This window comes from Skermania sp. ID1734, from assembly GCF_007489285.1.
Lineage (GTDB): Bacteria > Actinomycetota > Actinomycetes > Mycobacteriales > Mycobacteriaceae > ID1734.
Window position 1 is genome coordinate 190643 of record NZ_VLIY01000001.1, and the last position, 22994, is coordinate 213636.

Genomic DNA, 22994 nt, shown 5'->3' on the forward strand with positions numbered 1-22994 from the left:
GGATCGAATTCACCTGTGGCGAATTAGTCCTATGAGTTCCGCGACGGCAGGTCCAGGCGCATACTGACCTCGCGATCTTGTTGCGATCTTGAACTCCAACCGGTGATGGGACGAGTAAAGGCGCCATGACTTCCGCCGCGTCCAGCGACGTCAGCAACGAGGTATCCGGTCGAGCCGCGATCATGACTGTGGTCGCGATGGGACTCGGCAACAGCATCACGTCGGGTGACCCGACGATTCTTTCCGCGAATATTTCTGCGGTGCGCGAAGGCGTCGGGCTATCCGGAGCGGGCGCGAGTTTCCTGGCAAGTCTGGCGACGCTGGCCCTGGCCGCCGCGGTTCTCGGCGCCGGCGCGCTCGGTGACATTCACGGAAAGCGACGGCTGTTCATCATCGGTCTGTTCGCCGCGATCGCGTTCGATGTGCTCGCCGCAGCGGCGCCCAACGCGGCAGTGTTGTTCGTCGCCCGAGCCGGTGTCGGTGTCGGATTCGCGCTGCTGCTCGGATTGTCGCTGGCGATCGTCAACGACGCGTTCCCGCCGAAGGCGCGACCACGCACCATCGCCGTCTATCTGGGCACCGCATTTGCCGCTACCGCGCCACAGCCTGCAATCGGCAGCTTGCTGGTGGAGCATTTCGGTTGGCGCACCGGCTTCCTGGTCGGGCCGGCGGTTGCCGTTATGACGTTGCTCATCACCTGGCGGTATGTGCCCGAATCGGAGCGCGCACACCGCAGCCTCGACACCCCTGGTATGGGCCTGATCGCGATCGGACTACTCGGTGTTGTTTTCGGTATTTCCAGGCTCGAGTCCGGTTCGCTGGTTTCCTCGGCGGGGCCGATCGTGGTCGGTCTGCTTGGGATCCTCGGGTTCTGTCTGCGCGAATTACACACGGCTAACCCCGCCCTGGACCTGCGAATCTTCCGCTCGGCGCCGTTCAATGCGGCCGTCCTGGCCGGAGCTACCTTCAACTTCCTGACCGGCGGATCCACGATCCTCTTCGCGTTCTACATCGTGACCATTCAGCACGGTTCGCCCGCGCTGCTCGGGTTCCTGCTGATTCCCGCAACACTGCTGCAGGCCGTCGCGGGAACGGCAGCGGGGCCAGCGGCGACACGATTCGGCGAGCGTTCGGTCCTGGTCAGCGGGCTTGCGGTACTACTCGCTGGGCTGATCCTGATGGTCGCGCTGACCGAGACATCTCCGGTGCCGGTGTTGTTTACCGCGGTGGCACTCAACGCGATCGGGGGCGCCATCGTGCAGACGCCGCAGTCGACGATCATGATGGCTTCGGCTCCAGAGGGCCTCGGCGGCGCCGTTTCGGCAGTCAAATCAGGAGTGGGTCAAGCGGCGTACTCGCTCGGGCCAGCGCTGTTCGCGCTCGTGGGGACGACGGTCTTCCTGCACAACGGCGAAGCCAAGCTTTCGCGAGCCGGAATCTCCGTCGACCAGGCTCGTGATGCGTTGCGCGTGGCGCACGGCGGCACACCGCCGAGTCCCGGCGGACCGAACGTTCTCGATCCAGACCGTGCCCGCGCGGTGGTGCAGGGCGCTACCCACAGCATGGTGACGGCGATTCACTTCACTGCGGTCGTGATGGCGATCGTGCCGGTCGTGGCGATCGTGCTCGCGTTGTTCCTGCTAGACGGTCGGCCGAGCGGCGCGCACACCGACCCGGAGGTTCAGGTCCGAACACAGAAGGTGGGTACGCCAGATGGGTGAAGCGATCGGGAAAATCTTGCCGTTGGCGATCGCGGTCGCCATCAGTCCGCTGCCGATCATCGTGGTCGTGCTCATTCTCGTTTCCGAGCACGCCAGCGTGAAAGGCTTGCTGTATCTCCTCACCCGGTTGGTGTGCGTCTCGGGGATCGTCGCCATCGTGGTGGTGGCGCTCGGGTCCAACGAAGCCATCATGGAACGCCACGAGCACCCGTCGGGCGTTGCGATCGGACTGCGCATCGGCTTCGGATGCCTGCTGCTTGCCTGGGCGGTGCGGAAGTGGTTCACCCGTCCGGAATCCGGCACGCCGCCCGAACCGAACCCCATCCTGCGACACCTGACGGACATCTCGATCCCACGGTCGGTGCTGCTCGGATTCCTCTTCGCCGTGCCCGATCTGGAGACCTCCTCACTCGCGGTTATCGCCGGGCTCAGCATTGCCGAAGTCGACTTGTCCGTAGGCCAATCCATTGGTGCCGGTGCAATTTTCGTGGTCGTGGCTACGATCACCACGATCGTTCCGGTGCTCGCGTACGTGATCGGCGGCGCGAAGGCGGCCCGACATCTGGAACGGCTGAATGTGTGGCTGGTTGCCAACGACAACACGGTCATGATCGTGCTACTCGTCGTCATCGGCACGATGATGATCGGTCGCGCGATAGAGACTATTGCCAAGTAGCAACTTCGCGCGCGGCTTGTGGTTGTAAGGAACCGGTTGCCAGTGGATTACATCCAAATCAGCATGAGACTCTCGCGAATCTTGCATCTACTGGCCACGCTCATCACATTGGCGCTGGCCTCGTCCGTGACCGCGGCGACCGCGCACAGTAAGCCCGCTTTCAAACCGTGCCCGAACAACGTCCTCGACAACTGCTACGACCGAAAAGAAATGCGCGAATTCGCCCGCGTGGCTGCGGACATGGTCGAGCACTACCTCAGCGCCATCACGCCGAACCAGCCGGTCCGGCCGCCCGCAGTGACGTTCGTCCCGACTGGTAAGCACGTCACTGCGCCGTGCGCCGACGAAATCGGTAGGCAGAGCGCCGATTCGACCGCCTACTTCTACTGCCCGCTCGACAGCGCCATCTACGTCGGCCAAGACCAGATTTGGCAGTTCTATCACGAGTTCGGCGCAGTGAGTCCGGTGGTCGGGCTTGCTCATGAGTTCGGTCATTTCGCCCAGGACGTGGCCGGCGTTCCCGAACCGACCTCCTTCGGCGAGAGCGTGACCCACGAGAATCAGGCCGACTGTTTCGCCGGTGCATTCACGAATTTTTTACGGCGACAGGGCAGCTTGGAGGTCGGTGACGTCAGCAATATCGGTGCATTGCTGAAATTCGTTGGCTCCCAAGAAGGCCCTGGCCGCGATCACGGCACCGCCGCAGAGCGGCAAGCTGCGTTCAACAAGGGCTTCAAAGGCACGCTGACGGCGTGCAACAGCTTCTATCCGCGCAATCCCATTGCGCGGTAGGGGCTCACGTCGAATGGAGCTCGATTCGCCTCACTCGTCGACCTCATCGATGCTTCGTTCTGTCGCGGCAACCTCACGGGCAACGTCTGCTTCCTCACGGCGTTCTCCGGCGGCCGCGCGCTCTACTCGGTCGGCTTCGCGGCGCAGGCGCTCGCGTTCGCGCGCCGCAGCCGTACCCTCTCGTTCATCCGCGCGCTGCTCGCGGGAGTCTGCGACCCGCTCCCGCTCGTCCGCGATTCGATCACGCTCGTCGGCGACGCGATCACGCTCGTCGGCGTCGTACTCCCGTCGCTTCAGTTGGGCCTCGCGGTGCGACAGGTCGGCCTCCCGGCGTTGGGGGTCGACCGGTGGGCCGGCTGCATTCTCTGACCCCATGGCTCTCCTCGGCTGCTTGCCCGAAACGGTATCCGCAAACCCGCGAACGGCGCTACCGCGCTGGGCGCTACTTGCTCACGTTGAACCGGAACTCCACCGTATCGCGTAGTAAATTAACGTTGTGCCTGCCCAGCGAACAAAACACCCGACGGCCGTTCGTTCTGCAATCTATCTGCGCGTCAGCCTCGACCAAACCGGTGAAGGACTGGCTGTCGAGCGGCAACGCGAGGACTGCGAGCGCATCGTCCGCGAACGCGGTTGGACCATCACCGAAACATACGTCGACAACAGTGTCAGCGCGTTCTCGAAAACGACCGCGCGGCCCGCGTACGAGCGGATGACGGCCGACTATCTCTCCGGCCGGTTCGATGCTCTTGTTTGCTGGGACCTGGACCGATTGACCCGCCAACCGCGCCAACTCGAGGATTGGATTGACTACGCCGAGGAGCGCGGGCTGCGGTTGGTGACTGCGAATGGCGAGGCCGATCTGGGCACCGATGGCGGGCGGATGTATGCCCGGATCAAGGCGGCGGTGGCGCGGGCCGAGGGCGAGCGTAAGGGCGCGCGGCAGTCTCGGGCGCAGCAACAGCGGGCGGCGATGGGCCGACCACCCCGAGGTATTCGCGCGACCGGGTACACGCTCGACGGCGAGGTAATCGCCGAGGAAGCCGAGGCGGTACGCGCGGTGTACGCGGCGTTTACGTCTGGTTCGTCGCTGAAGGCGATCGCGTCCGCTTTGTCGGGTGTCGAGCCAGTTCTGCGTACGGTCGGCGGTGTCCCTATGCAGCAGCAAGACGTGCCAAAGTCGGTTCCGGTCCTGCCGACCCGCTCGGGACGGCCGTGGAATGCAACATCGGTGCACAGTTTGCTACGGAACCCGCGCTATGCGGGGTGGTCGATGCTTTCGGGCAAGATCGTCCGCGACGGTTCGGGAGAGCCTGTGCGCGGACAGTGGGAACCCCTTGTGGACGACGCCCTGTGGCTGGAGGTGCAGCGGAGGTTGGACGATCCCACGCGAAAGTCGAACCGCGTCGGGACAGAACGGAAACACCTTGGGTCCGGGCTCTTCGTCTGCGACGTCTGCGATGAGCGGGTTCGGTCGCACAACACCCGCTATCGGTGTGCTGGGCATGTCATGCGTGCCCGTGACCAGATCGACGGCCTGGTGCTGCGAATGGTTCACGGGCGGCTTTCGAAGCAAGATTTCCCGGAACACCTACCGGGACAGGCCGATGGCCGCGTCGAAGAGTTGCGCCAGCACGAGCAGAAGCACCGCGACCGAATAGCGCGCGCCCGCGCCGACTATGAAGACGAGTTGATCGAGGCAGACCTTTATCGCGGGATTCGTGACCGGGCTGAGGCTGCAATTGCGGCGCTTCAGAGTGAGCGCCTGGCGTTGACAGCGGGATCGGTGGCTGTGGTGGTGCTGGGCGCAGAGTCACCCGCTGAGGCGTTCGAGTCGGCGGGACTAGCGGTACAGCGCGCGGTTATCGACGCGTTGGCGCAGGTCCGGTTGATGCCAGCTCCGCGAGGCCGGAAAGCGTTGGACCCAGAGACGGTGATCTTCAACTGGCGGGCGTAGTAGGCGCGTCGCCGCGCAAAGCCGAACCAACGCTTCCAAATCGTGCGCGGTCACCGCGTCGAGGAGTGCGCGTAGGTCGTCCGCCGACGCGGTGATCACCTCGCCGCCGCTTCGGGCGACGGTCTCGACCTCAACAACGACGTTCCCCTCGTCGTCCAGGTGGGCGAGCACTGCTCCGCCACCGGTGGTGAGGAGCTCCCACACGGCTGGGCCGCCGTCTTCATTGGCGTCAAGGATCTGGGTGATGTGGGTGGATTCGTTTGCTGCGGCGTGCATTTCGCTCCCTCAGTAGGCGACGGTACCGCGCAACCATAACCTACGTTCCGAGGCTCGGCTACCAATCCATTTGCGCAGCTTAGCTTTTCGCGTAGTTACTACGTTTCCGGGCGAGGAAGGCGATGAGTTTCTTGCAGCCCTCACTCCGGGTTGGGGGTGACGTGTTCGGGGGTTCATGCGTTCGAGGCCGACTCGGGGAGCGGCGTGTGCGTCACGCCGCGGCGTCGGGCTTGATCCTCCCCAGGCGCATCGCGTTCTTCTGGTCCAGGCGCTTCTTCCGCTCGGCGTCGCGGCGGGCGGACTCGGCAACCCCTGCCCGCCACCAAGACGAGTATGGCCCGCTGGCCTCCATCGCCGCGTGGTGTTCGGCAGCGTGCTGGTTCCGGGCGGCGCTGACGGCTGCGATCGCCTCGGCGTTGGGTGCATGGTCGATCCGGCGGAGCTCACGCAATTGATCGACGGTCAACCCGTTGATGCGCTCCCTGTCGTTCGCGGCTTCGGCGGCGATGCGTTGGGCCTCGGCACGGCGACCGAGGACGCTCCCCGCCTGCCGGCGTTCGCGGAGGGCGTTGATTTCGGCGACGGCTTCCGCCCGCTGGGCACGTTGTTGCTCGGCGGCCTGTTCCTCGGCTTGGAGCCTGGCCTGCTCGGCCTCGAACCATTCGCTCATCTTGTTGCTGTTCATTGATCGTCCTATCTGTTATGCCGCAAGCGGTTTCGCGTGCGGGTTGTGGTGTAGCCGCCGTGCCGGCGGGTTGGTCACGTACAGGATTGCTGCTGGTCGGTTTTCGCGCACCCATTGCGCAAGCGCGGAATTGCATGGCCTGCACAACAGGCCGCGCACCTGCCCGGTTCGGTGGCAGTGGTCGACCGAGAGCCGGCGGGTAGTTCCGTTGGCGCGGCGGCAGATTGCGCAAGAGCCGCCCTGTATGCGCCATAGAGCGACAAAGTCGGCTGGGGCGAGGTTGTATACGCGGAGAACATGATTCGCGTGTTTCTGGGCCGAGATGGCCATCTGCCGCTGGTGGTGGTGTTCGCCGCAGCGCGGACCGGGATGTGGTGCCGGCAGCGGGATCAGCGCCGGTTCGCAATCCCGGCAGGTGCGTTCACGCATCGGTGCCTGCTTCGATTGCGTCGATGAGGGCGTTGGCCAGCTTCACCGCGGCGGCGTCGGTAAGCACAATCCGGGCGTCGCGCACGATGATCAGAACACCTGCCCCGGTGCGACGAACCTCGGGGTGAGCGCGGACATCGAACTTGATGCGGGTGCGCTGGTCGCTCACGCCGCGGCTACCTCGGTCGACTTGCTCAGGTCATCCAGCACTTCGAGGAAGTGTTCGGTGAGCGACTGGCTGTTGTCCCCTTCTCCGAACCTCCATTTTCCGAGGTGTGCCTGGCCAAAACGCTGCGTTATCAGAGTGCGGAACGTGGCGGCGTGCGTGGCGACCCATTCCGGCGACTCGGCGCGGAGCGCGTTGCGGAACTCGTCGACGAGCACGATCATTTCGTCTAATGAAACCGTAGGCTCGGTTGGCTGCAACGCCTTGAAGGTGCGCGTATACACGTAGTGGCGCTCGGAGTCGAGGATCGCCTGGACTTGCGCCGTGCCCGACTGTTTCGCACGCTTGGAGGAACGGGGCTTCCTAGCGGTGTTGAGGGGTTCACCCCTCCGCATTTTCATCACGGCGTTGTAGAAGCGATGAATCCCGGCGCGGCTGATCTCACCGTCATCACCGAAAATAAAGTTGTCGTACATTGCGTCCTCGTCGTAGTCGAGGACCCCGAGAACCCGGTACAGGAACTCGTACACACGGGACTCGTCGTTGGTGTCGAGGTCGTCGGGAATCTTGAGCTTCGGCGTCTTCGTCGCATCATCGGCCGAAGGGCGAGGCCGCGGCGGAGCAGCCGAATGAAGTTCGGAATCTGGGTTTGGTTCTTGTGGGTCAAGTTCGGTGGGTCTAGTTACACCCCCATCCGGCGGGGTACCCGTCCCCGCGATATCGGGGGTACCCGTACCCGCAACATCGGGGGTACCTCCATTGACTGCCGCGTACCTGTGGACGGTGTACAGGTTTTGGTACCGGATTCGGTGCTGGCTGGTTTCGACGTCGGACACGTCGAGGCCGTGCCGCTTGCCTTCGGCGGTCTCCCACCTCTGCTGCTTCACCAACAACCCCGCTTCGATCAGCTCATCGAGGTAGGTGCCGATGGAAGTGTCGGATTTGAGGCCCATCCCCCGGCGGAGGGTGTCCCACGACGGAAAGCACTGCCGCGTTTCGTTGTCGATGTGGCGAGAGAGCACTACGAACAGCCGGAACGCGCCATGGCTGAGGCGGAGCTCCGCCTGCTCTGCCTCCTTGTTTCCGACCCGTTTGAGTTGTTCCAGTAGTCGGTTGTCGATCCTGGTGTGGGGCGCGTCTGACTTTCCGGCCGTGCCGGTTTCGGATACCATCTGGGTACCTTTCCAGGGTTGTGGGTGGCCGGGTGCATGTGGCGCAGCCGGCCATCGTTTTTTGGTCTAGGGACGCACCACGCGGTACTCCACGCGGTCTTCTGTGGGCAGCGGCAAAACCCATCCCGCAGCGATCAACTCGTCCACCAGCCGCCATAACTGCTGTCGGTCGTAGCCGGTCATTGCCTCCAATTCGTCAAAGTCGGGGAAACTGCCGGTATCAAGCACCCCCAGTCCGGCCTGCCAGAGAACTCCGGATTGTTCCGGGGTAAGTCGGGTGTCGGCGTCCACCGCTGCCTCGAACTGTTCGATGCGGGCGTTGTGCTCACGGTCGGTGGCGGCGCGGGCTAGGAGTTGCATGGCGGGTTCCCTCGGTCAGATGGGTCTAGTGGGCTGGGCAGGGCTGGTTGCGGTGGCATGTCGGGCAGCGACTTGGGTCGTCATCACGAAACGCGCACAACACCGTCCGCGCCGTTCCGCGGCTCGTTGGTGCGAGGTGCTGTATGCAGCGCTCCCCCATCGACCTCGGCGGCAGTCCCGGCGAATCCCACGGTGCGACGGGGAAACAGGCCTGCGTCCAGTTGGAGACCCTTCGCCCGCAGCCACAACCGCATACGGCCGGTAAGAAGGCTGGCTGATTGCCTCCGCTGGTCGGTTTCGTGGCTGGGGTGGTGTGATTGGTTGAGCGCGCGCAGGTTTCGGCGTTCACGCGGCGCTTGGTGTAGAAGCTGCGACGGGCCGTGCCGGTGACGCCAGCAGGCCCACTACCCGATCAATCTGTTCGGGTGACAGTGGGGGTGCAGACGCCAGTACTTTCTCGACGTGGGCGAGAATTCTCGCTTCTGCCAGTAATACTTTGGCCTGGTTGATTTCGCCGGCTGGTGCGCTGTTACGCAGCCGAGACGACAACACCCCGGCCGCAGCGTCACGCCTCAGCTCAAAGTCGGACTTGTTGCGGGACAACGTGAACCCTTCATGCCTGTGCGCAAGCGCCACGGTGACGCGTGCGTGGCCGCGGGCATCGGGCCAGCGACCTCACCAGGTGGGTTCCTTTTCGCGGTGGTTGTTCGGCGTGGCGGCCATCTGAGGTTGCGCACTGTCTAGCAGTTGGCGGGTTTCTCCGTGCGCAACCAACGGCCGCCGCCGTTGAACTATACCTGATGACACCTATTGCCGCGCAACACATACCGCGTATGCATAACGGTAGTAACCTCCGTAAGTAGCAGGGTGAAACCCCGTCTCGAGGTTTTGCGCTGGCGATTAGACTTGGGCGGCATGGAGCAGGCCACCCCGGACACCGTCACCGCGGCCGCTGCCGACAGCATCGCCGCAGTCGTCGCACGCGTTCGAAGCAAGGAGCTCACCGCTGACGAAGCTGGGGTGCTCGATTACCTGATCGGCGCCGAGGCAGGGTTGCGTGTGGCTTCCGAACACTGCCGCGCCGCTCGCTAGAACTGCCCCAACCCAGTTTGATCCGGGCCGGGTTTCGGCAAACGCTTAAAATTGACTACTAAAAGTTTTAAGGTAGCCGTATGAGCCGCCGCCCCAAGAGCAAGAAGTCCGACACTGCCGCCCCCGCGGGCACCGTCGTCGCCTACGTTCGGTGCTCGACCGCCGAGCAGGTTGTGAGCGGATTGGGACTGGAGGCGCAACGCGCCACCATCCAGGCGTACGCCGAACGTAAGGGGTTGACGATAGTGGAGGAGTTCGCCGACCCCGGAATATCAGGCAAGTCACTGGAGAACCGCCCAGGTGCCCTCGCCGCCATCGAGGCGGTGCGAAGCGGGAAGGCCCGCGGGTTGATCGTGGCGCGCCTGGACCGGCTCAGCCGGTCGGTGCCGGACGCAGGCCGGTTGATCGAGCAATTTCGCAGCGAAGGCATCGAATTGAAGTTCTGCGATCTGGATATCGACACCGCGACCCCGGCGGGCGAGATGGCGGCGAACGTGATGGTGGCCGCCGCACAGTACGAGAGACGCATCATCGGTGACCGGATCAGCGCCGCCCTGCAGGCCAAGAAGGCGCGCAATGAGCCGCTTGGCGCGAGGCCGAAGCTGGACCGGGCGATAACCAGGCGGATCGTCGCTGAGCGAGAAAGCGGCGAGTCGTGGCAGGCCATCGCCAACCGCCTCATGGCGGACCGCATCCTGACACCGCGCGGCAAGGCGATGTGGTACCCGGCGAGCGTGGCGGCGATTTACAACTCCGACAACGCCGCCGACCTTCGCACTTCGGTCTGAGAAGATCAGGCGGAGTTCGCGCGGTTGTTACTTCTTGCCACCTGAGGGTATTCCGGTACGGAACTCGACCACATCGCCATCGGCCATGACGTAGTCCTTGCCCTCCATCCGAACCTTGCCCGCCGCCTTGGCTGCGGCCATCGATCCCGCGGCGACCAGGTCGTCGAAGGACACGACCTCCGCTTTGATGAACCCGCGCTCGAAGTCGGTATGGATAACACCGGCAGCCTTCGGGGCGGTGTCGCCCTGATGGATCGTCCACGCGCGGGACTCCTTGGGCCCCGCGGTCAGATACGTCTGCAGGCCCAGGGTGTGGAAGCCGGCACGGGCCAGCGCGTGCAGTCCGGGCTCGAGTTGGCCGATCGACTCGAGCAATTCAGCGGCCGATTCATCGTCGAGTTCGAGTAACTCGGACTCGACCTTGGCGTCGAGAAACACCGCGTCGGCGGGCGCCACAGCGGCTCGCAGTTCGGCGATGCGCTGTTCATCGGTCAGCACCGACTCGTCGGCGTTGAACACGTACAGGAAGGGCTTGGTGGTCAGCAACGACAGTTCGCGGAGTAAAGCAGCGTCGAGGTCACCGCGTGCCGAGTACAGCGTCTTACCTGCGTCGAGTACCGCTTGCGCGGCCTGCGCAGCATCGAGGAACGGCTTGCGGTCCTTCTTGACCTTGGCCTCCTTTTCGAGGCGTGGGATCGCCTTTTCCAGCGTTTGCAGGTCGGCGATGATCAGTTCGGTCTCGATCACCTCGATGTCAGCCGCTGGATCGACCCGGCCATCGACATGGACGACATCGTCGTCGGCGAACACCCGCACGACCTGGCAAATCGCATCGGCCTCCCGAATGTTGGCGAGAAACTTGTTGCCGAGTCCGGCACCCTCGGACGCACCCTTGACGATCCCGGCGATGTCGACGAACGACACAGTCGCGGGCACGATCCGCTCGGAGGAAAAGATCTCGGCCAGTTTGTTCAGGCGCGGGTCCGGCAGCGGGACCACTCCCACATTGGGCTCGATCGTGGCGAACGGGTAGTTCGCGGCCAGCACGTCATTTCGTGTCAGCGCATTGAAAAGTGTGGATTTTCCGACGTTCGGCAGGCCGACGATCCCGAGAGTAAGGCTCACGGTGTTCGGATTCTACGTGCGTCAGGGCCCCGCCGTGGACGACGATGTCAGTTGTGGCCGATTGGGACGGTGCCAGCTACGGCGACATCAGCGACCTGCAACGGGCAATGGCGGCCGAGTCGCTGGAGTCGGTCGACCTGCGCGGCGACGAACGGGTGCTCGACATTGGTTGCGGCGACGGCTTCGTCACCCGCCGCATCGCCGACCGGCTGCCGCGCGGTTCGGTAATCGGCGTCGATCCCTCGCCGCGGATGGTTGATGCGGCACTCGGACGGGCGACGCAGAATCTGAGCTTCGAACTCGGCGACGTGACGACACTGCGGTTCCTCGACGAATTCGACCTCGTGGTCTCGTTCAATGCGCTGCACTGGGTTCACGACCAGGCCGCCGCGTATCGACGTATTGCCGCCGCGCTGCGTCCAACCGGACGCGCCATCGTCCGATTCGTTTGCGGCGGACCGCGACGCAGCATCGAACAGGTCTCGATGGCCGTCACCCAGGATCCGCGCTGGGCTGCGGCGTTCGACGGGTTCGAGGCGCCGTTTGTGCACGTGATGCCCGACGAGTTCGAAAAGATCGTGACGGGTGCCGGTTTGATCGTTGCCAGCAAGTCGGTAACCGATATCCATTGGGACTTCGGCTCTCGCAAGGCCTTTCAGTATTGGTGCACGGTTGGTTCCTCGGACTGGACCGCGCGACTGCCCGCCGCAGATGTCGATGCTTTCGCGGCCGCGGTCCTGGATCAGTATTCAGAAATCACCGGATCGGAAACCGAGTTCCGGTTCCTGCAGTTGCGTGCGGAGCTGCGACCGGCACCCCGGTAATGCAAGTCCGGCAATTAACATGCACAATTGCATGTAACCGAGCGTCACTCCTACAACCGCTGAGGAATCGTCGATGAGTACGACCCGCCGCGCCGTCATCGTTTCCGGCGCCCGCACCCCGTTCGTCCGCGCCTTCACCGACTACACTCGGATGGACTCGATCGCGCTCGCCGACGCCGCGGTACAGGGCCTGCTCGATCGCACCGACCTTCCCAAGAATGAGGTCCAGGCCATCGTGTGGGGTGGCGTGGTGCTGCCGAGCGCAGCGCCGAACATCGCCCGTGAAGTCGCACTCGATCTCGGCCTCGACTATGGCTGCGAGGGCTACACAGTCACTCGTGCGTGCGCGTCCGGACTGCAGGCCGTCACCGCTGCTGCGGCCGCGATCGAGCGTGGCGAGTACGACGTCATGATCGCCGGTGGCAGCGACTCGACGAGCAATGCCGAGATCAAGCTGCCGCAGAAGGTGGTGCACTCCATGGCACCAATCGCGCTGGGTAAGCCGAAAATCAAGGATTACCTGACCGCCGCCCGGCAACTTGCACCGTTCACCGACATCATTCCCACGCGCCCGCGCATCGCCGAGCGGACGACCGGCGAAGTGATGGGCGAATCGGCCGAAAAGATGGCCCGCATCAACGGGATCAGCCGAGCCGACCAGGACGAGTTCGCCGCCCGTTCACATCACCGCGCGGCCGCGGCAATCGCTTGCGGACGCTTCGACCGGGAGGTGCTATCGGTGCTGACCCCGAGCGGCAAGCGTGTCGAGCGAGACGGCCTGGTCCGACCGGACACCAGCGTCGAAAAGTTGGCGCGACTCGCACCCGTCTTCGCCGAGGACGGGACGGTCACCGCTGGCAACTCCAGCCCGCTGACCGACGGCGCCTCCGCGGTGCTGCTGATGAGCGAAGACAAGGCCCGCGCGCTCGGCTACCAGCCACTGGCTGCCTTCCGGTCGTGGAGCTACGTCAGCGTCGACCCCAAGGACCAGGTGTTGATCGGCCCGGCAATTTCGATGCCGCGGGCGATGGACAAGGCGGGCCTGAGCTTGGCCGACATCGACCTGGTCGACATCCACGAGGCCTTCGCCGCGCAGACGCTGTCCGTGGTTTCGGCGCTCGCCAGCCACGAGTGGGCGAAGAACCGGCTCGATCGCGATGAGGCCGTTGGTCAGATCGATGTGGACAAGCTCAACGTGCACGGCGGTTCGGTCTCGATCGGCCATCCGTTCGGCGCCACGGGCGCGCGAATGGTCACCACCATGGCCAACGAACTGGCGCTGACCGGCAAGGAGACGGCGTTGCTGGGCATCTGTGCCGCGGGCGGCATCGGTGCGTCAGCAGTGCTCGAGCGAATCGGGTAAACGCAGGGCGGTCTTATCCGGCTAGCACGCCGACATCGGCGTGCAGCCGCGATCCAGCGCGATCCCGGATCACATGCAGGCGACTGGGTATCCGTTGGCGCAGTTCATCGACGTGGCTGACGATTCCGACCACGCGCCCCCCAGCGCGAAGCTCATCGAGCACTCCCATCACCGCATCGAGGGTGTCGCTGTCGAGACTGCCGAAGCCTTCATCGATGAACATGGTGTCGAGCACCAGTCCCCCGGACTCCGCCGACACGACGTCCGCGAGACCGAGCGCCAACGCCAACGACGCGAGAAAGGTCTCCCCTCCCGAAAGCGTCTTCGCCGGTCGCACCGCCCCGGTGTAGTCGTCGCGAATATCCAGCCCTAGTCCGCCACGTTTGCCGCGCGGTCCCGCCGCATCCGAGTGCACGAACTCGTATCGTCCGGCCGACATCCGTTCCAACCGTGCCGAGGCGGCTATCGCGACCTCCTCCAGCCGTGCTGCCAACACATAGGAGCGCAACGACATTCGGCGTGAGTTCTGACCGCGGCCGGCGACAGTGTCCGCCAGATCCGCCAGCTCTTCGTGGCGTTTCTGTTGCGGCAGTAGCCGATCCACCGCCGCCCACAATTGCGTCACGATGTCGTCGGTTTCGCGCAGCCGCCGCGCTGCTTCGGCGCGAGTTGCGATGGCCGACCTGAGCCGTTCGGCAGCCTCCGCATGAACGCGCTCGAGTCCGTCGACGTTCGGCTCAGGAACGGTAAGTGCCTCAATGATGTCTGGCTCGGCGAGGGTGGCCGCTGCCCGTATTCGTTGCTCTTCGGCGATCTGTAGCCGAGACCGACCATTCTTGGTGAATTCCGCCGAACGAATCGCGGCACGGGCCGTGTCAGCGTCTGTGAATCCCTGCTCGGCGAGAGCGGCCATCAATTTCGCCTCGATCGAGTTCGCGGCCGCCTCCGCGGCCCGTGCCTCGGCGAGCGCGTCCCGCCATTGTGCCGCGCAGCGGGCCAACCGACGCAATCGCTCTCGGCGCTGCGATGCCGATCCGTCCGCGCCCCGAGCCTGCGCCAGTTGGGCTTGCGCATCCGCTAGTCGAGCCTGGGTGAGCTGGATTTTTTCGCTGACAGCCGAGCGGCGCGCTTCGCTGTCGAGCAACGACGCGGCGAGCGCGGCGTCCTCGGCGTCGAGTTCGCTGATCCGCGCCTCGAGGTCCGTCATTCGTGCGGCGGCGCCCTCGGTAACGGAGAGTTCCGCGGCAACGTTGGCGAGTCGCGCCGCTGCAGGTACCGGATCCATTCCACCGCAACGGTTCTCGAGAACGTCAACCTGCCGCTGGAGTTCGGTCACCTGGCCAACCGCCACATCGACGGCGGCCGCTGCGCGCTGCTCGGCTGATGCGGCCAGTTCCTCCGCTTCCGCAGAAACGACAGTCTCGCGCTGCTCGGCGGGTGCCGGATGTGAGACAGACCCGCACACTCGGCATGGCTCACCGTCGTTGAGTTCACCGGCGAGTTCCGCGGCCATCCCGGCGAGTCGTCGGGCCCGCAGCTCCAGCACCAGTTCCCGTGCGTCGAGGTGTGCAGCACGGCGCTCGGCAAGCTCGTCGAGAGCCCGCGCTAACGCGGGCCGCACGGCGGCGTGCTCGTCGGCGGCGGTCAGGATGTCTGCGGCACGATCCCTCTCCATGCGCAGGGCCGCAACGCGCGCGGCGGCCTGCACCGCCGACTGCAGTTCGTCGGTCACCGCACGCCGATCGGCCGGCAGTTGGGCGCGCCGGATCCGTGCCGTGCCGACTTGGGTGTCGAGCTGCGCCAGTTGTGCACTCAGGGAGTCGAGGTCACCGCCGAGTTGCTGCGCTCGCGCGGCTGCCGCGATGAGCTCGTCGAGCCGGCCCGCCTCATTGATCCACCGCTCGATGGCGGCATCGATGCGTCGGCCGAGTTCGTCGGCCGACCCGCAGCTGAGCACATCTGGTTCGGCACCGAGTTGTGTCAGCTCTGCGGCGTATCGCTGTGCGGCGGCGCGCAACTCGCCGGTGCGAGCCAGAACATCGTCGCGTTCCGCAAGGATCGCGACGATGGGCGCGGCCCGTTGCGCGGTGTCGAGTTCATCGGCGAGCCGCTGCCTTTCGGCCGATGTTGCGCGGTACTCGGCGAGCTCTGCCCGTGCGTGTGCCGCTCGACGGTGCAGGTCAGCAATCCGCCTGCCCTCCGACAACGCCTCGCTCGCCGTCGCGGCACGGCTCGTCGCCTCATCGAGCCCGGTCTCGGCGGTGGCGTAAGCCGACCGACTGCCGGCTAGCACGTCTTGCGCCCACACCAGGACCTGATCGGCCGAATCCTCCGGGGGATGCTCCACGCCTGCTGCCGTACTCGCTTGTGCCGCAAGGCGTTGCACGGCCTGCCGCGATCCTTCCAGCTGCGCCGCGCTTTCTCGGCGGCGCTGGGCGAGCCACTGCTCGGCTGAGCCGAATCGTTCGGTGTCGAAGAGCCGCTCGAGCAACCGCTCACGATCGTCGTTATCGGATCGCAGAAAGCGGGCGAACTCGCCTTGGGGCAGGAGCACCACCTGGAAGAACTGATCGGCGCTCATGCCGAGCAGGCGATTGACCTCGTCACCGATCTCGTTGAGCCGGGTCAAGTTCTGGCCACGACCGTCCAACCAGGTCAACGTCGCCTTGGCGTTCTCGGTTCGCATCCCGGTGCCGCGACGCTTCGGCCGCTGAAATTCTGGATGTCGCGAGATACGCAATCGTCGTCCGGCAATTGTCGCTTCGAGGACCACGTGCGGCACCGCGTCGGCGGCGGCCAAGTCCGAATGCAGACGTTTGCATTCCCGCCGCGACCCCGGCACCGTTCCGTAGAGGGCGAAAGCGATTGCGTCGAGGACCGTCGTCTTTCCCGCACCGGTATCTCCGTGCAGCAGGAACAGGCCGTCGGCGCCGAGCGCATCGAAGTCCACCTCGACGTTGCCAGCAAAAGGACCGAAAGCATGAACCTCGAGGCGGTGCAGCCTCATGCCGATTCCGCCCAGCGCGCGTCAAGAGGCTCCGCGTCATTAGTCGCCGCCGCCAAGGCGGCCTGCAGCCAATGGGTTTCGACCTCAGTCGGTGCGCTGCGGACATCGGCGAGGAAACTGCGCGCGATATCGACGTCAGCCCGGCCGCGGACTCTCGACGCGTAGCTGGTCACTTCCGCGCACTGCGGACGCTTCCATTCCACGTGCACGGTGTGCGGGAAACGTTCCTGCAGCAGTCGCAGCGCGTCCTTGGGACGGACGGGGTCGGTGAGCACCGCGGAGACGTAATGATCGCTGGCCGTGTCAAATTCTGCGTGCGTACGCAACTCCTCCAACGTCCCGGTCAACTGACTGAGCCCCCGAATAGTCGGCAGGTCGCACCGCCGCACCGAACCGAGTCCCGCAGCGTCGAGCTCGATGATCCACACGGCCTTTCGATGTGAGCGCTCTGCAAAGGAATACGGCAGCAGCGATCCGCTGTAGCGCAATTCATCCGAAAGCACCTGCGGCGAATGCAAATGACCAAGGGCTACGTAGTCGACGCCGTGAAACGCTGCGCCGCCAACCGTTTCGACACCGCCCACCGCGATCGACCGTTCGGAGCCGCTGGCGTCCCCGCCGACAACAAACGCGTGCGCGAGCACCACCGACCGGTGCCCGTCGCGGCGGGCCAGATCCATCCGTATTCGATCCATCGCGGCGTCGAGCACCTCGGCATGCGAACGCGCCTGCGGCACATCCAGTTCTACTCGGGTGGTCTCCGGTTCCAGATAGGGAATGCCGTAGAACGCCACCGGACCGTGCTCGTCATCGAGCACAACCGGCGCGTCGACCTGGCCGATCCGGGTGATCAGGTGCAGCCCGCCTGCCGCCGCAAACGCAGAGGCAGCGCCGAGGCGCGCGGGTGAGTCGTGGTTTCCAGAGGTGGCCACGATCGTGGCCCCGGCCTGCCGGATGGCCTCGAATCCCTTGTTGCACACCACGATCGCATCCGCGCTGGGAATGGCGCGGTCGTAGATGTCTCCAGCAACGAGGACTACGTCAATCGCGCGCTCGGCAACGACATCCGCAATGGACTGCAGTGCGGCGGCTTGGTCAGCCAACAGGTCGACGCCGTGAAACGTCCGGCCGATGTGCCAGTCGGAGGTGTGCAAGATCCTCATGGCAAGCGACGCTAGGCGAGGCCACCGACAATTTCGCCGCAGCAGCAACGGCGTTTTGCGTCAAGCAGGCGCCGACCTGGGCAGAGGAGAAACTTGTCGGTGCGCCAGGGCATCATCGCGGCCATGAACGCATTGACGGCCTTCGGGTTGCTCGGCGCGCTGCTGGTGGGTGGCTTGCTCGGGTGGCTGGTACGTGGCATTCGCGGCGGGGAGCGCCTGGCTCGCGCCGAGGCAGCGCTCGCGGCGCTGCAGGACAACGAACGGCTGCTGCAGCGATCGCTCAGCATGGCGAACGAAGATTCCGCGCGCCGCCACTCCGGCGCGATCGGTTCCCAGGTGGCTGCGCTGGTTGATCCCCTGCGCGACGCCATCGGCGCGCTCGGCCAGCATGTGTCACAACTCGAAGCCAACCGGCTGCACGCGTACGCGGGACTGCGCGAGCAAGTGGCCGGGATGCAACGCACCTCGCATCAACTGTCGACGCAGACGGCGCAACTCGTCTCCGCGCTGCGCGCCCCAGCCGTGCGCGGTCGATGGGGCGAGGTGCAGTTGGAGCGAGTCGTCGAACTCGCCGGCATGGCCAAGCACTGTGACTTCGCCACCCAGGTGACTCGTGGGAGTGTGCGCCCGGACCTGGTTGTGCACCTCGCCGGCGGGCGCCACATCATCGTCGATGCGAAGGTGCCGTTGGAGGCATATCTAGACGCCACCGCGGAAGAGGATCGAGGCAGCCAGGACATGCTGCTCGCGCGGCACGCGCGCCAGCTACGCCACCATGTCGACCAGCTGGCCGCCAAGTCGTATTGGGAGTCGTTCGAGCAGAGCCCGGAGTTTGTCGTGCTCTTTCTGCCCGGTGACCCATTCCTCGACGCCGCCCTCACAAGCGATGCCCATCTTCTCGAGTACGCGTTCGCCAAGAACGTGATCATGGCGACGCCGACCACCCTGGTCGCCTTGCTACGAACTGTCGCCTACTCCTGGCGGCAGGAATCGATCTCGCGCGACGTCGCGACGATCCAGCAACTCGGCCGTGAGCTCTACAACCGCCTCAACACCGCCGGTCAGCACCTCGACCGGCTCGGGTCGCAACTCGGCAAGGCGGTCGACTCGTTCAACATGACGGCATCGTCGATCGAGTCACGGGTCATGGTCACCGCGCGAAAGCTGGCCGAGCTGCAGGACCATGAGTCCGGCGTTTCCGACATTCGGCACGTCGATTCGTGGCCCCGCGGCGTGCGCTTGGCTCCAACGGCGGTCCAGGAGTGAGCGCCACCATAGTTAACAACGCGATATCGGTCATGCCAGCGAGGCTTTTTACGCTTTACAGGTTAATGTCGTCGTGTGCTTGCTTCACAACGCGCGCGTCCTGCAGTGCCATTGCCCCAGCGTTCGGCCATCGCCAGCGCACAAGGGGTCAATGCCGGCGTTGCAGTTCTGATCGCGGTCGTCGGAACCCTTATCGGGTTCGGACTCGATGCGAGCCGGGGCACCGATCTGACTCGAGCCTTTTCCGTGTGCTACTTCCTCGGCTGCCTGGCTGCCGTGCTTGCCGTGCGCTACCGCGGATTGTTCGCCGCAGTGGTACAGCCGCCGCTGATCTTGTTCGTCGCGGTGCCGGCCGCATATCAGTTCTTCACGAGGGGCAGCGGGACGACCGTAAAGGACCTGCTGCTCAACCTCGCCATCCCATTGGTCAACCGCTTTCCGCTGATGCTGGTCACCACGTTGGTGGTGTTCGGGGTGGGAGTCATCCGGTTCATCGCGGCCCGGCAGGACTCGGCTGCTCCGGTCCGCGCCCGAAACCGGCATTCGCGGCCCGCGCCAAGTCGCCGACCCACGCCCGCCGCACCCGTGACCGGCAAGGCCGCCGAACCCGCAGATACCGCGCAAGCTCGTCGCCGCGACCGGCAGAGTCGCAAGGAGCAAATCCGCAAGGAGGCTGCGGCAGCGCGCAGTGCACGCCGGGCGCGGAGCAATCCCGATCAGCCCAGTCCGCAACGTCGCCGACGCGACATCACGCCGCCGCCCGGACCGGCTGCACGCCAGCCCCGCCGCGACGACTTTCCGTCGTACCGTCGCGAACCTGCCGCATCCTCGGCGGCGAGCGGCTACCCAGGCACCGGTTACTCCAGCGGCTACCCGACCGCTTCGGGAAGGCCCTACCGCCGCGGATCATCGGATATGCCCGCGCATCCCGTGCCTACGGTCCGCTACCGGGACGTTCCGACTGGAGATCCGGCCAGCGAATCGAGGAGCTACCGCGAGCCCGGGTACCGGGACAACCCGCGCCGCTACCGCGACTAGGTCACAGGTCGGTTCTGGCGTCGCTCCGCTCCTCGGCGCCTGCGATGCTCACTTCGGCCGCCACCGACTAGGCCAACGGACTCTCCAGCATCTACTTCCGCAGCATCTACTTCCGAGATGCCCGCAATTCACGGGGCAGGGCAAACACCAGCGTCTCATTGGCGGTGGTGACCGGCTGGACATCGGAAAACCCGTGCTCAGCCAGCAGGTCGATCACGCCGCGCACCAAGATTTCGGGCACGGAAGCTCCCGACGTGATGCCTACCGTATGCACGCCAGCCAGCCACTCCGGCTCGACCTCGCGGGCGTAGTCGACCAGGTGCGCGGCCTTGGCCCCGGCGCCGAGGGCCACCTCGACGAGGCGGACAGAGTTCGACGAGTTACGCGAACCCACCACAATCACCAGATCGCACTCGGGCGCCATGGCCTTGACGGCGACCTGCCGGTTTTGGGTGGCGTAACAGATGTCGTCGCTGGGCGGATCCTGCAACATCGGGAATCGCTCCCGCAGCCGCGACACGGTTTGCATGGTCTCGTCGACGCTCAGCGTTGTTTGCGAGAGCCAAATAACTTTCGATTCGTCGCGGACCCGGACGGATTCGACCGAATCGGGGCCATCGACGAGTTGAACGTGTTCGGGTGCCTCACCCGCTGTGCCTTCAACCTCTTCATGACCGGCGTGGCCGATGAGCAAGATGTCGAAGTCGTCGCGGGCGAACCGTTTGGCTTCTTGATGGACCTTGGTGACCAGCGGGCAGGTCGCATCGATCGTCCGCAGGTTCCTATCGGAGGCCGCCTGGTGCACGGCCGGCGAGACGCCGTGCGCGGAAAAAACGAGCAGCGATCCCTCCGGCACCTCGTCCGTCTCGTCGACGAAGATCACGCCGCGTTCGGTGAGAGTCTCGACGACATGGCGGTTGTGCACGATCTCTTTGCGCACGTAGATCGGCGCACCGTGCTTCTCCAGCGCCTTCTCGACCGTTTCCACCGCCCGGTCGACACCGGCGCAGTAGCCGCGCGGCTCGGCGAGCAACACCCGCTTGCGGCCAGCCTGCGCGTTACCGGCGCCGGTCGCGGAGTCCGATCCGGTCCGCGCCGATCCGGCGATACCCACATTGAGCGGAACTGCCGAAGTCATGGCACCAGGATACGGGGCACGGCACTTTCGTTACTCGCTCCGGCTCCGCGTACACCGCTGATCCCCCGCTCAACTACCAAATCCAACGACCATCAGGCACTCTGTTGTTATGTTCCGACCTCCCTATCTGGCCCGTGTCGCGGTCGGTGCCGCGGTGTACGTGGTGGAAGAGACCCGCAAGTTGCCCAATGCGGCAATCACCTGGCCCATGACCGCGTTCAGCCAACTGCTGCAGACGACCATGCACTTCCAGCAGTTCATGACCAGTCTGGCCATCAAGGGCGATCAGCTCTTCAGCCGACTCGAGGGAGCTCAGGAACTGCCCGAGTGGGCCACGTTCGACGAGGACGAGACGCTCACGGAGCTGCCACCCTTGCCGGAGCGTCCGGCCTCGTCGGGTCGATTCGCGCTGTACTCCATGCCGGGGCTCGACGAGCCGACGCAGACCCAGCCGTTGCCCGACCCGCTGGAGACACGCTCGCTCAAGCGGGTTGCGGAGCCCGAGATCGCGCAGTACCTCGACTACGGATCGCTCACGCTCGCCCAGCTGCGCGCGCGACTACGAGCCCTGTCGGTGGACGAGCTCAACGAACTGCTGGACTACGAAGACCGAACACTTGCTCGGCCGCCCTTCAAAACCATGCTGGAGAACCGGATCGCCGCCGCGAAGGCCAAGTGACCGGCGGCAATGTAGCCGATGGGCGTCCCGCCGCCCGTACCTCCAACTCAGCAGAGAACCCGTGGCCTGTTCGGTCCGTGGCCACGAAGGTCGCGCAATGGATCGACCGGCTCGGAAGCATCTGGGTTGAAGGACAGATCACGCAGATCAATTTGCGACCCGGCACGCGAACCGCCTTCGTCACCCTGCGCGATCCGGTCGCCGACATGTCTTTGTCGGTGACGTGTGCACCGGAACTGGTGCGCGACAGCCCCGTCCCGCTGCGCGAGGGCAGTCGCGTGATCATGTTCGGCAAGCTCAGCTACTTCCCCGCCCGGGGCACGATCTCGCTGCGGGTGACCGAGATCCGGGCGGTCGGCATCGGCGAACTCCTCGCCCGAATCGAGCGGCTGCGTCAACTGCTCGCGGCCGAAGGCCTGTTCGACGCTCGCCTCAAACGCCGGTTGCCCTTTCTGCCGGGCACCATCGGCCTGATCACGGGCCGCGCCAGCGCGGCTGAGCACGACGTTTTATCTGTCGCGCAAAAGCGCTGGCCAGCAGTGAATTTCGCGGTCCGCAATGTTGCCGTCCAGGGCCCCACCGCGGTCTCTCAGATCATCGAGGCCCTAAGTGACCTGGACCGCGACGCGACCGTCGATGTCATCATCCTGGCCCGCGGCGGCGGCAGCGTCGAAGACCTATTGCCGTTTTCCGACGAGGCGCTGTGTCGGGCGATAGTCGCGTGCACGACTCCGGTGGTCAGCGCCGTTGGGCATGAGCCAGACAGTCCGCTGAGCGACCACGTTGCCGACCTGCGGGCCGCCACTCCCACGGACGCGGCAAAGCGGGTGGTGCCCGATGCCGCGGCGGAACTCGCGCTGGTCACCGAGCTGCGGTCACGGGCCCGCGCGGCGCTGCGCAATTGGGTCACCCGCGAGCAGCATGGACTCGACCAACTGCGCAGCCGCCCGGTGCTCGCCGCCCCGCTTGCCGCGCTCGCCCAGCAAGAAGCCGACATCGACCGAATGCGCCAATGCATCCGCCGTGATGCGGAGCGCACGGTCACTACCGAATCGACAGCAACGCAGCACCTGCGCGAGCGGCTCAACACCCTCGGTCCCGCGGCGACGCTGGCCCGCGGCTACGCTGTTGTGCAGCGGGTTGCCGGCCCAGCGCAAGCGCATGTCGTTCGCTGTGTCGCCGATGCACCGCCAGGCGCACAGTTGCGCATTCGAGTCTCAGACGGGGCGATCAGCGCCGCCTCGTTGGGCCGCCCACAAGGAAAGGACGCCCCCTAA

General features: G+C 65.2%; 23 protein-coding genes. 13 read left to right on the forward strand and 10 right to left on the reverse strand.

The genetic code is table 11. From position 1 onward, the window contains the following. Positions 1 to 125: 125 nt before the first annotated feature. The 3 genes from FOS14_RS00760 to FOS14_RS00770 all read left to right on the forward strand — a co-directional run bounded on the left by FOS14_RS00760 (position 126) and on the right by FOS14_RS00770 (position 3189). On the forward strand, positions 126 to 1721 hold the full coding sequence (locus FOS14_RS00760) for an MFS transporter (RefSeq protein WP_255449950.1): 1596 nt from the start codon (positions 126 to 128) through the stop codon (positions 1719 to 1721). After that, positions 1714 to 2397 (forward strand): GAP family protein, encoded by a 684-nt coding sequence (locus FOS14_RS00765; RefSeq protein WP_143768348.1) that lies wholly within the window; start codon positions 1714 to 1716, stop codon positions 2395 to 2397. Before FOS14_RS00760 ends, FOS14_RS00765 begins: the two co-directional genes overlap by 8 nt. Before the next feature lie 63 nt (positions 2398 to 2460). Beyond that, on the forward strand, positions 2461 to 3189 hold the full coding sequence (locus tag FOS14_RS00770; RefSeq protein ID WP_143768349.1) for a neutral zinc metallopeptidase: 729 nt from the start codon (positions 2461 to 2463) through the stop codon (positions 3187 to 3189). Positions 3190 to 3219: 30 nt separating this feature from the next. On the opposite strand, the gene FOS14_RS00775 is transcribed toward FOS14_RS00770, so the two are convergent. Next, a complete protein-coding gene (locus FOS14_RS00775; protein ID WP_143768350.1) occupies positions 3220 to 3564 on the reverse strand; it encodes a hypothetical protein in 345 nt (114 codons plus the stop codon). A gap of 121 nt (positions 3565 to 3685) precedes the next feature. Here FOS14_RS00775 and FOS14_RS00780 point away from each other — a divergent pair, with 121 nt between their 5' ends. After that, entirely contained in the window at positions 3686 to 5146 is a 1461-nt protein-coding gene (locus FOS14_RS00780) for a recombinase family protein (protein WP_143768351.1), read from the forward strand. A 487-nt stretch (positions 5147 to 5633) separates the two neighbouring features. Here the strand turns inward: FOS14_RS00780 and FOS14_RS00785 are convergent, their stop codons facing one another. The 5 genes from FOS14_RS00785 to FOS14_RS00800 form a co-directional block, all read right to left on the reverse strand. Continuing rightward, positions 5634 to 6107, reverse strand: a complete 474-nt coding sequence (locus FOS14_RS00785) for a hypothetical protein (RefSeq protein ID WP_143768352.1) — start codon at positions 6105 to 6107, stop codon at positions 5634 to 5636. 15 nt (positions 6108 to 6122) lie between these two features. Continuing rightward, positions 6123 to 6536, reverse strand: coding sequence for an endonuclease VII domain-containing protein (locus FOS14_RS00790; RefSeq protein WP_143768353.1), 414 nt, complete (start codon positions 6534 to 6536; stop codon positions 6123 to 6125). Continuing rightward, positions 6529 to 6705: a hypothetical protein gene (locus FOS14_RS24560; RefSeq protein WP_185981551.1), complete on the reverse strand. Its 177-nt coding sequence runs from the start codon at positions 6703 to 6705 to the stop codon at positions 6529 to 6531. Before FOS14_RS24560 ends, FOS14_RS00790 begins: the two co-directional genes overlap by 8 nt. Beyond that, on the reverse strand, positions 6702 to 7874 hold the full coding sequence (locus FOS14_RS00795; RefSeq protein WP_143768354.1) for a helix-turn-helix domain-containing protein: 1173 nt from the start codon (positions 7872 to 7874) through the stop codon (positions 6702 to 6704). Before FOS14_RS00795 ends, FOS14_RS24560 begins: the two co-directional genes overlap by 4 nt. Positions 7875 to 7940: 66 nt before the next feature. Beyond that, entirely contained in the window at positions 7941 to 8234 is a 294-nt protein-coding gene (locus FOS14_RS00800; protein ID WP_143768355.1) for a hypothetical protein, read from the reverse strand. Positions 8235 to 8377: 143 nt separating this feature from the next. Between FOS14_RS00800 and FOS14_RS25075 the strand changes: the two genes are divergently transcribed. From FOS14_RS25075 to FOS14_RS00805, 3 genes are all read left to right on the forward strand, one after another. Next, positions 8378 to 8512: a hypothetical protein gene (locus FOS14_RS25075; protein WP_255449952.1), complete on the forward strand. Its 135-nt coding sequence runs from the start codon at positions 8378 to 8380 to the stop codon at positions 8510 to 8512. A 637-nt stretch (positions 8513 to 9149) separates the two neighbouring features. Further along, entirely contained in the window at positions 9150 to 9326 is a 177-nt protein-coding gene (locus FOS14_RS24565) for a hypothetical protein (protein WP_185981552.1), read from the forward strand. A gap of 80 nt (positions 9327 to 9406) precedes the next feature. Further along, positions 9407 to 10114 carry a recombinase family protein gene (locus FOS14_RS00805; protein WP_143768356.1) on the forward strand — a complete coding sequence of 236 codons (708 nt, stop codon included), beginning with the start codon at positions 9407 to 9409 and terminating at the stop codon, positions 10112 to 10114. 27 nt (positions 10115 to 10141) lie between these two features. Here FOS14_RS00805 and ychF read toward each other — a convergent pair whose 3' ends face one another. Next, positions 10142 to 11239: a redox-regulated ATPase YchF gene (gene ychF, locus FOS14_RS00810; protein WP_143768357.1), complete on the reverse strand. Its 1098-nt coding sequence runs from the start codon at positions 11237 to 11239 to the stop codon at positions 10142 to 10144. Positions 11240 to 11283: 44 nt separating this feature from the next. Between ychF and FOS14_RS00815 the strand changes: the two genes are divergently transcribed. After that, entirely contained in the window at positions 11284 to 12063 is a 780-nt protein-coding gene (locus tag FOS14_RS00815; protein WP_370512137.1) for a trans-aconitate 2-methyltransferase, read from the forward strand. Between the two features lie 73 nt (positions 12064 to 12136). Further along, positions 12137 to 13426, forward strand: a complete 1290-nt coding sequence (locus FOS14_RS00820) for an acetyl-CoA C-acyltransferase (protein ID WP_143768359.1) — start codon at positions 12137 to 12139, stop codon at positions 13424 to 13426. Between the two features lie 13 nt (positions 13427 to 13439). Here the strand turns inward: FOS14_RS00820 and FOS14_RS00825 are convergent, their stop codons facing one another. Together FOS14_RS00825 and FOS14_RS00830 are read right to left on the reverse strand one after the other, a co-directional pair. Beyond that, positions 13440 to 16433 (reverse strand): AAA family ATPase, encoded by a 2994-nt coding sequence (locus FOS14_RS00825; RefSeq protein WP_143768360.1) that lies wholly within the window; start codon positions 16431 to 16433, stop codon positions 13440 to 13442. After that, positions 16430 to 17596 (reverse strand): exonuclease SbcCD subunit D, encoded by a 1167-nt coding sequence (locus FOS14_RS00830; protein ID WP_143768361.1) that lies wholly within the window; start codon positions 17594 to 17596, stop codon positions 16430 to 16432. The genes FOS14_RS00825 and FOS14_RS00830 overlap by 4 nt, the downstream gene beginning before the upstream one ends. A 123-nt stretch (positions 17597 to 17719) precedes the next feature. On the opposite strand from FOS14_RS00830, the gene FOS14_RS00835 reads away from it, so the two are divergent. Beyond that, entirely contained in the window at positions 17720 to 18862 is a 1143-nt protein-coding gene (locus FOS14_RS00835; protein WP_143768605.1) for a DNA recombination protein RmuC, read from the forward strand. A 105-nt stretch (positions 18863 to 18967) separates the two neighbouring features. Next, positions 18968 to 19900, forward strand: coding sequence for a DUF6542 domain-containing protein (locus FOS14_RS00840; protein WP_143768362.1), 933 nt, complete (start codon positions 18968 to 18970; stop codon positions 19898 to 19900). A gap of 106 nt (positions 19901 to 20006) precedes the next feature. On the opposite strand, the gene FOS14_RS00845 is transcribed toward FOS14_RS00840, so the two are convergent. Further along, on the reverse strand, positions 20007 to 21038 hold the full coding sequence (locus FOS14_RS00845; RefSeq protein ID WP_143768363.1) for a 4-hydroxy-3-methylbut-2-enyl diphosphate reductase: 1032 nt from the start codon (positions 21036 to 21038) through the stop codon (positions 20007 to 20009). Positions 21039 to 21147: 109 nt separating this feature from the next. On the opposite strand from FOS14_RS00845, the gene FOS14_RS00850 reads away from it, so the two are divergent. Both FOS14_RS00850 and xseA read left to right on the forward strand, forming a co-directional pair. Next, positions 21148 to 21717 carry a lipid droplet-associated protein gene (locus tag FOS14_RS00850; RefSeq protein ID WP_143768364.1) on the forward strand — a complete coding sequence of 190 codons (570 nt, stop codon included), beginning with the start codon at positions 21148 to 21150 and terminating at the stop codon, positions 21715 to 21717. Then, positions 21714 to 22994: an exodeoxyribonuclease VII large subunit gene (xseA, locus tag FOS14_RS00855; protein ID WP_143768365.1), complete on the forward strand. Its 1281-nt coding sequence runs from the start codon at positions 21714 to 21716 to the stop codon at positions 22992 to 22994. The genes FOS14_RS00850 and xseA overlap by 4 nt, the downstream gene beginning before the upstream one ends.

What these genes read in the sequence shown, in the direction of transcription:
- FOS14_RS25075 (WP_255449952.1), top strand. Translation starts at nt 8,378, where the DNA reads ATGCAGCGCTCCCCCATCGACCTCGGCGGCAGTCCCGGCGAATCCCAC.
- FOS14_RS00790 (WP_143768353.1), bottom strand. Translation starts at nt 6,536, where the DNA reads ATGCGTGAACGCACCTGCCGGGATTGCGAACCGGCGCTGATCCCGCTG.
- FOS14_RS00785 (WP_143768352.1), bottom strand. Translation starts at nt 6,107, where the DNA reads ATGAACAGCAACAAGATGAGCGAATGGTTCGAGGCCGAGCAGGCCAGG.
- FOS14_RS00835 (WP_143768605.1), top strand. Translation starts at nt 17,720, where the DNA reads ATGAACGCATTGACGGCCTTCGGGTTGCTCGGCGCGCTGCTGGTGGGT.
- FOS14_RS00830 (WP_143768361.1), bottom strand. Translation starts at nt 17,596, where the DNA reads ATGAGGATCTTGCACACCTCCGACTGGCACATCGGCCGGACGTTTCAC.
- FOS14_RS00815 (WP_370512137.1), top strand. Translation starts at nt 11,284, where the DNA reads ATGTCAGTTGTGGCCGATTGGGACGGTGCCAGCTACGGCGACATCAGC.
- FOS14_RS00850 (WP_143768364.1), top strand. Translation starts at nt 21,148, where the DNA reads ATGTTCCGACCTCCCTATCTGGCCCGTGTCGCGGTCGGTGCCGCGGTG.
- FOS14_RS00845 (WP_143768363.1), bottom strand. Translation starts at nt 21,038, where the DNA reads ATGACTTCGGCAGTTCCGCTCAATGTGGGTATCGCCGGATCGGCGCGG.
- FOS14_RS00765 (WP_143768348.1), top strand. Translation starts at nt 1,714, where the DNA reads ATGGGTGAAGCGATCGGGAAAATCTTGCCGTTGGCGATCGCGGTCGCC.
- FOS14_RS00820 (WP_143768359.1), top strand. Translation starts at nt 12,137, where the DNA reads ATGAGTACGACCCGCCGCGCCGTCATCGTTTCCGGCGCCCGCACCCCG.
- FOS14_RS00760 (WP_255449950.1), top strand. Translation starts at nt 126, where the DNA reads ATGACTTCCGCCGCGTCCAGCGACGTCAGCAACGAGGTATCCGGTCGA.
- FOS14_RS00770 (WP_143768349.1), top strand. Translation starts at nt 2,461, where the DNA reads ATGAGACTCTCGCGAATCTTGCATCTACTGGCCACGCTCATCACATTG.
- FOS14_RS00775 (WP_143768350.1), bottom strand. Translation starts at nt 3,564, where the DNA reads ATGGGGTCAGAGAATGCAGCCGGCCCACCGGTCGACCCCCAACGCCGG.
- FOS14_RS00805 (WP_143768356.1), top strand. Translation starts at nt 9,407, where the DNA reads ATGAGCCGCCGCCCCAAGAGCAAGAAGTCCGACACTGCCGCCCCCGCG.
- FOS14_RS00800 (WP_143768355.1), bottom strand. Translation starts at nt 8,234, where the DNA reads ATGCAACTCCTAGCCCGCGCCGCCACCGACCGTGAGCACAACGCCCGC.
- FOS14_RS24565 (WP_185981552.1), top strand. Translation starts at nt 9,150, where the DNA reads ATGGAGCAGGCCACCCCGGACACCGTCACCGCGGCCGCTGCCGACAGC.
- FOS14_RS00795 (WP_143768354.1), bottom strand. Translation starts at nt 7,874, where the DNA reads ATGGTATCCGAAACCGGCACGGCCGGAAAGTCAGACGCGCCCCACACC.
- FOS14_RS00825 (WP_143768360.1), bottom strand. Translation starts at nt 16,433, where the DNA reads ATGAGGCTGCACCGCCTCGAGGTTCATGCTTTCGGTCCTTTTGCTGGC.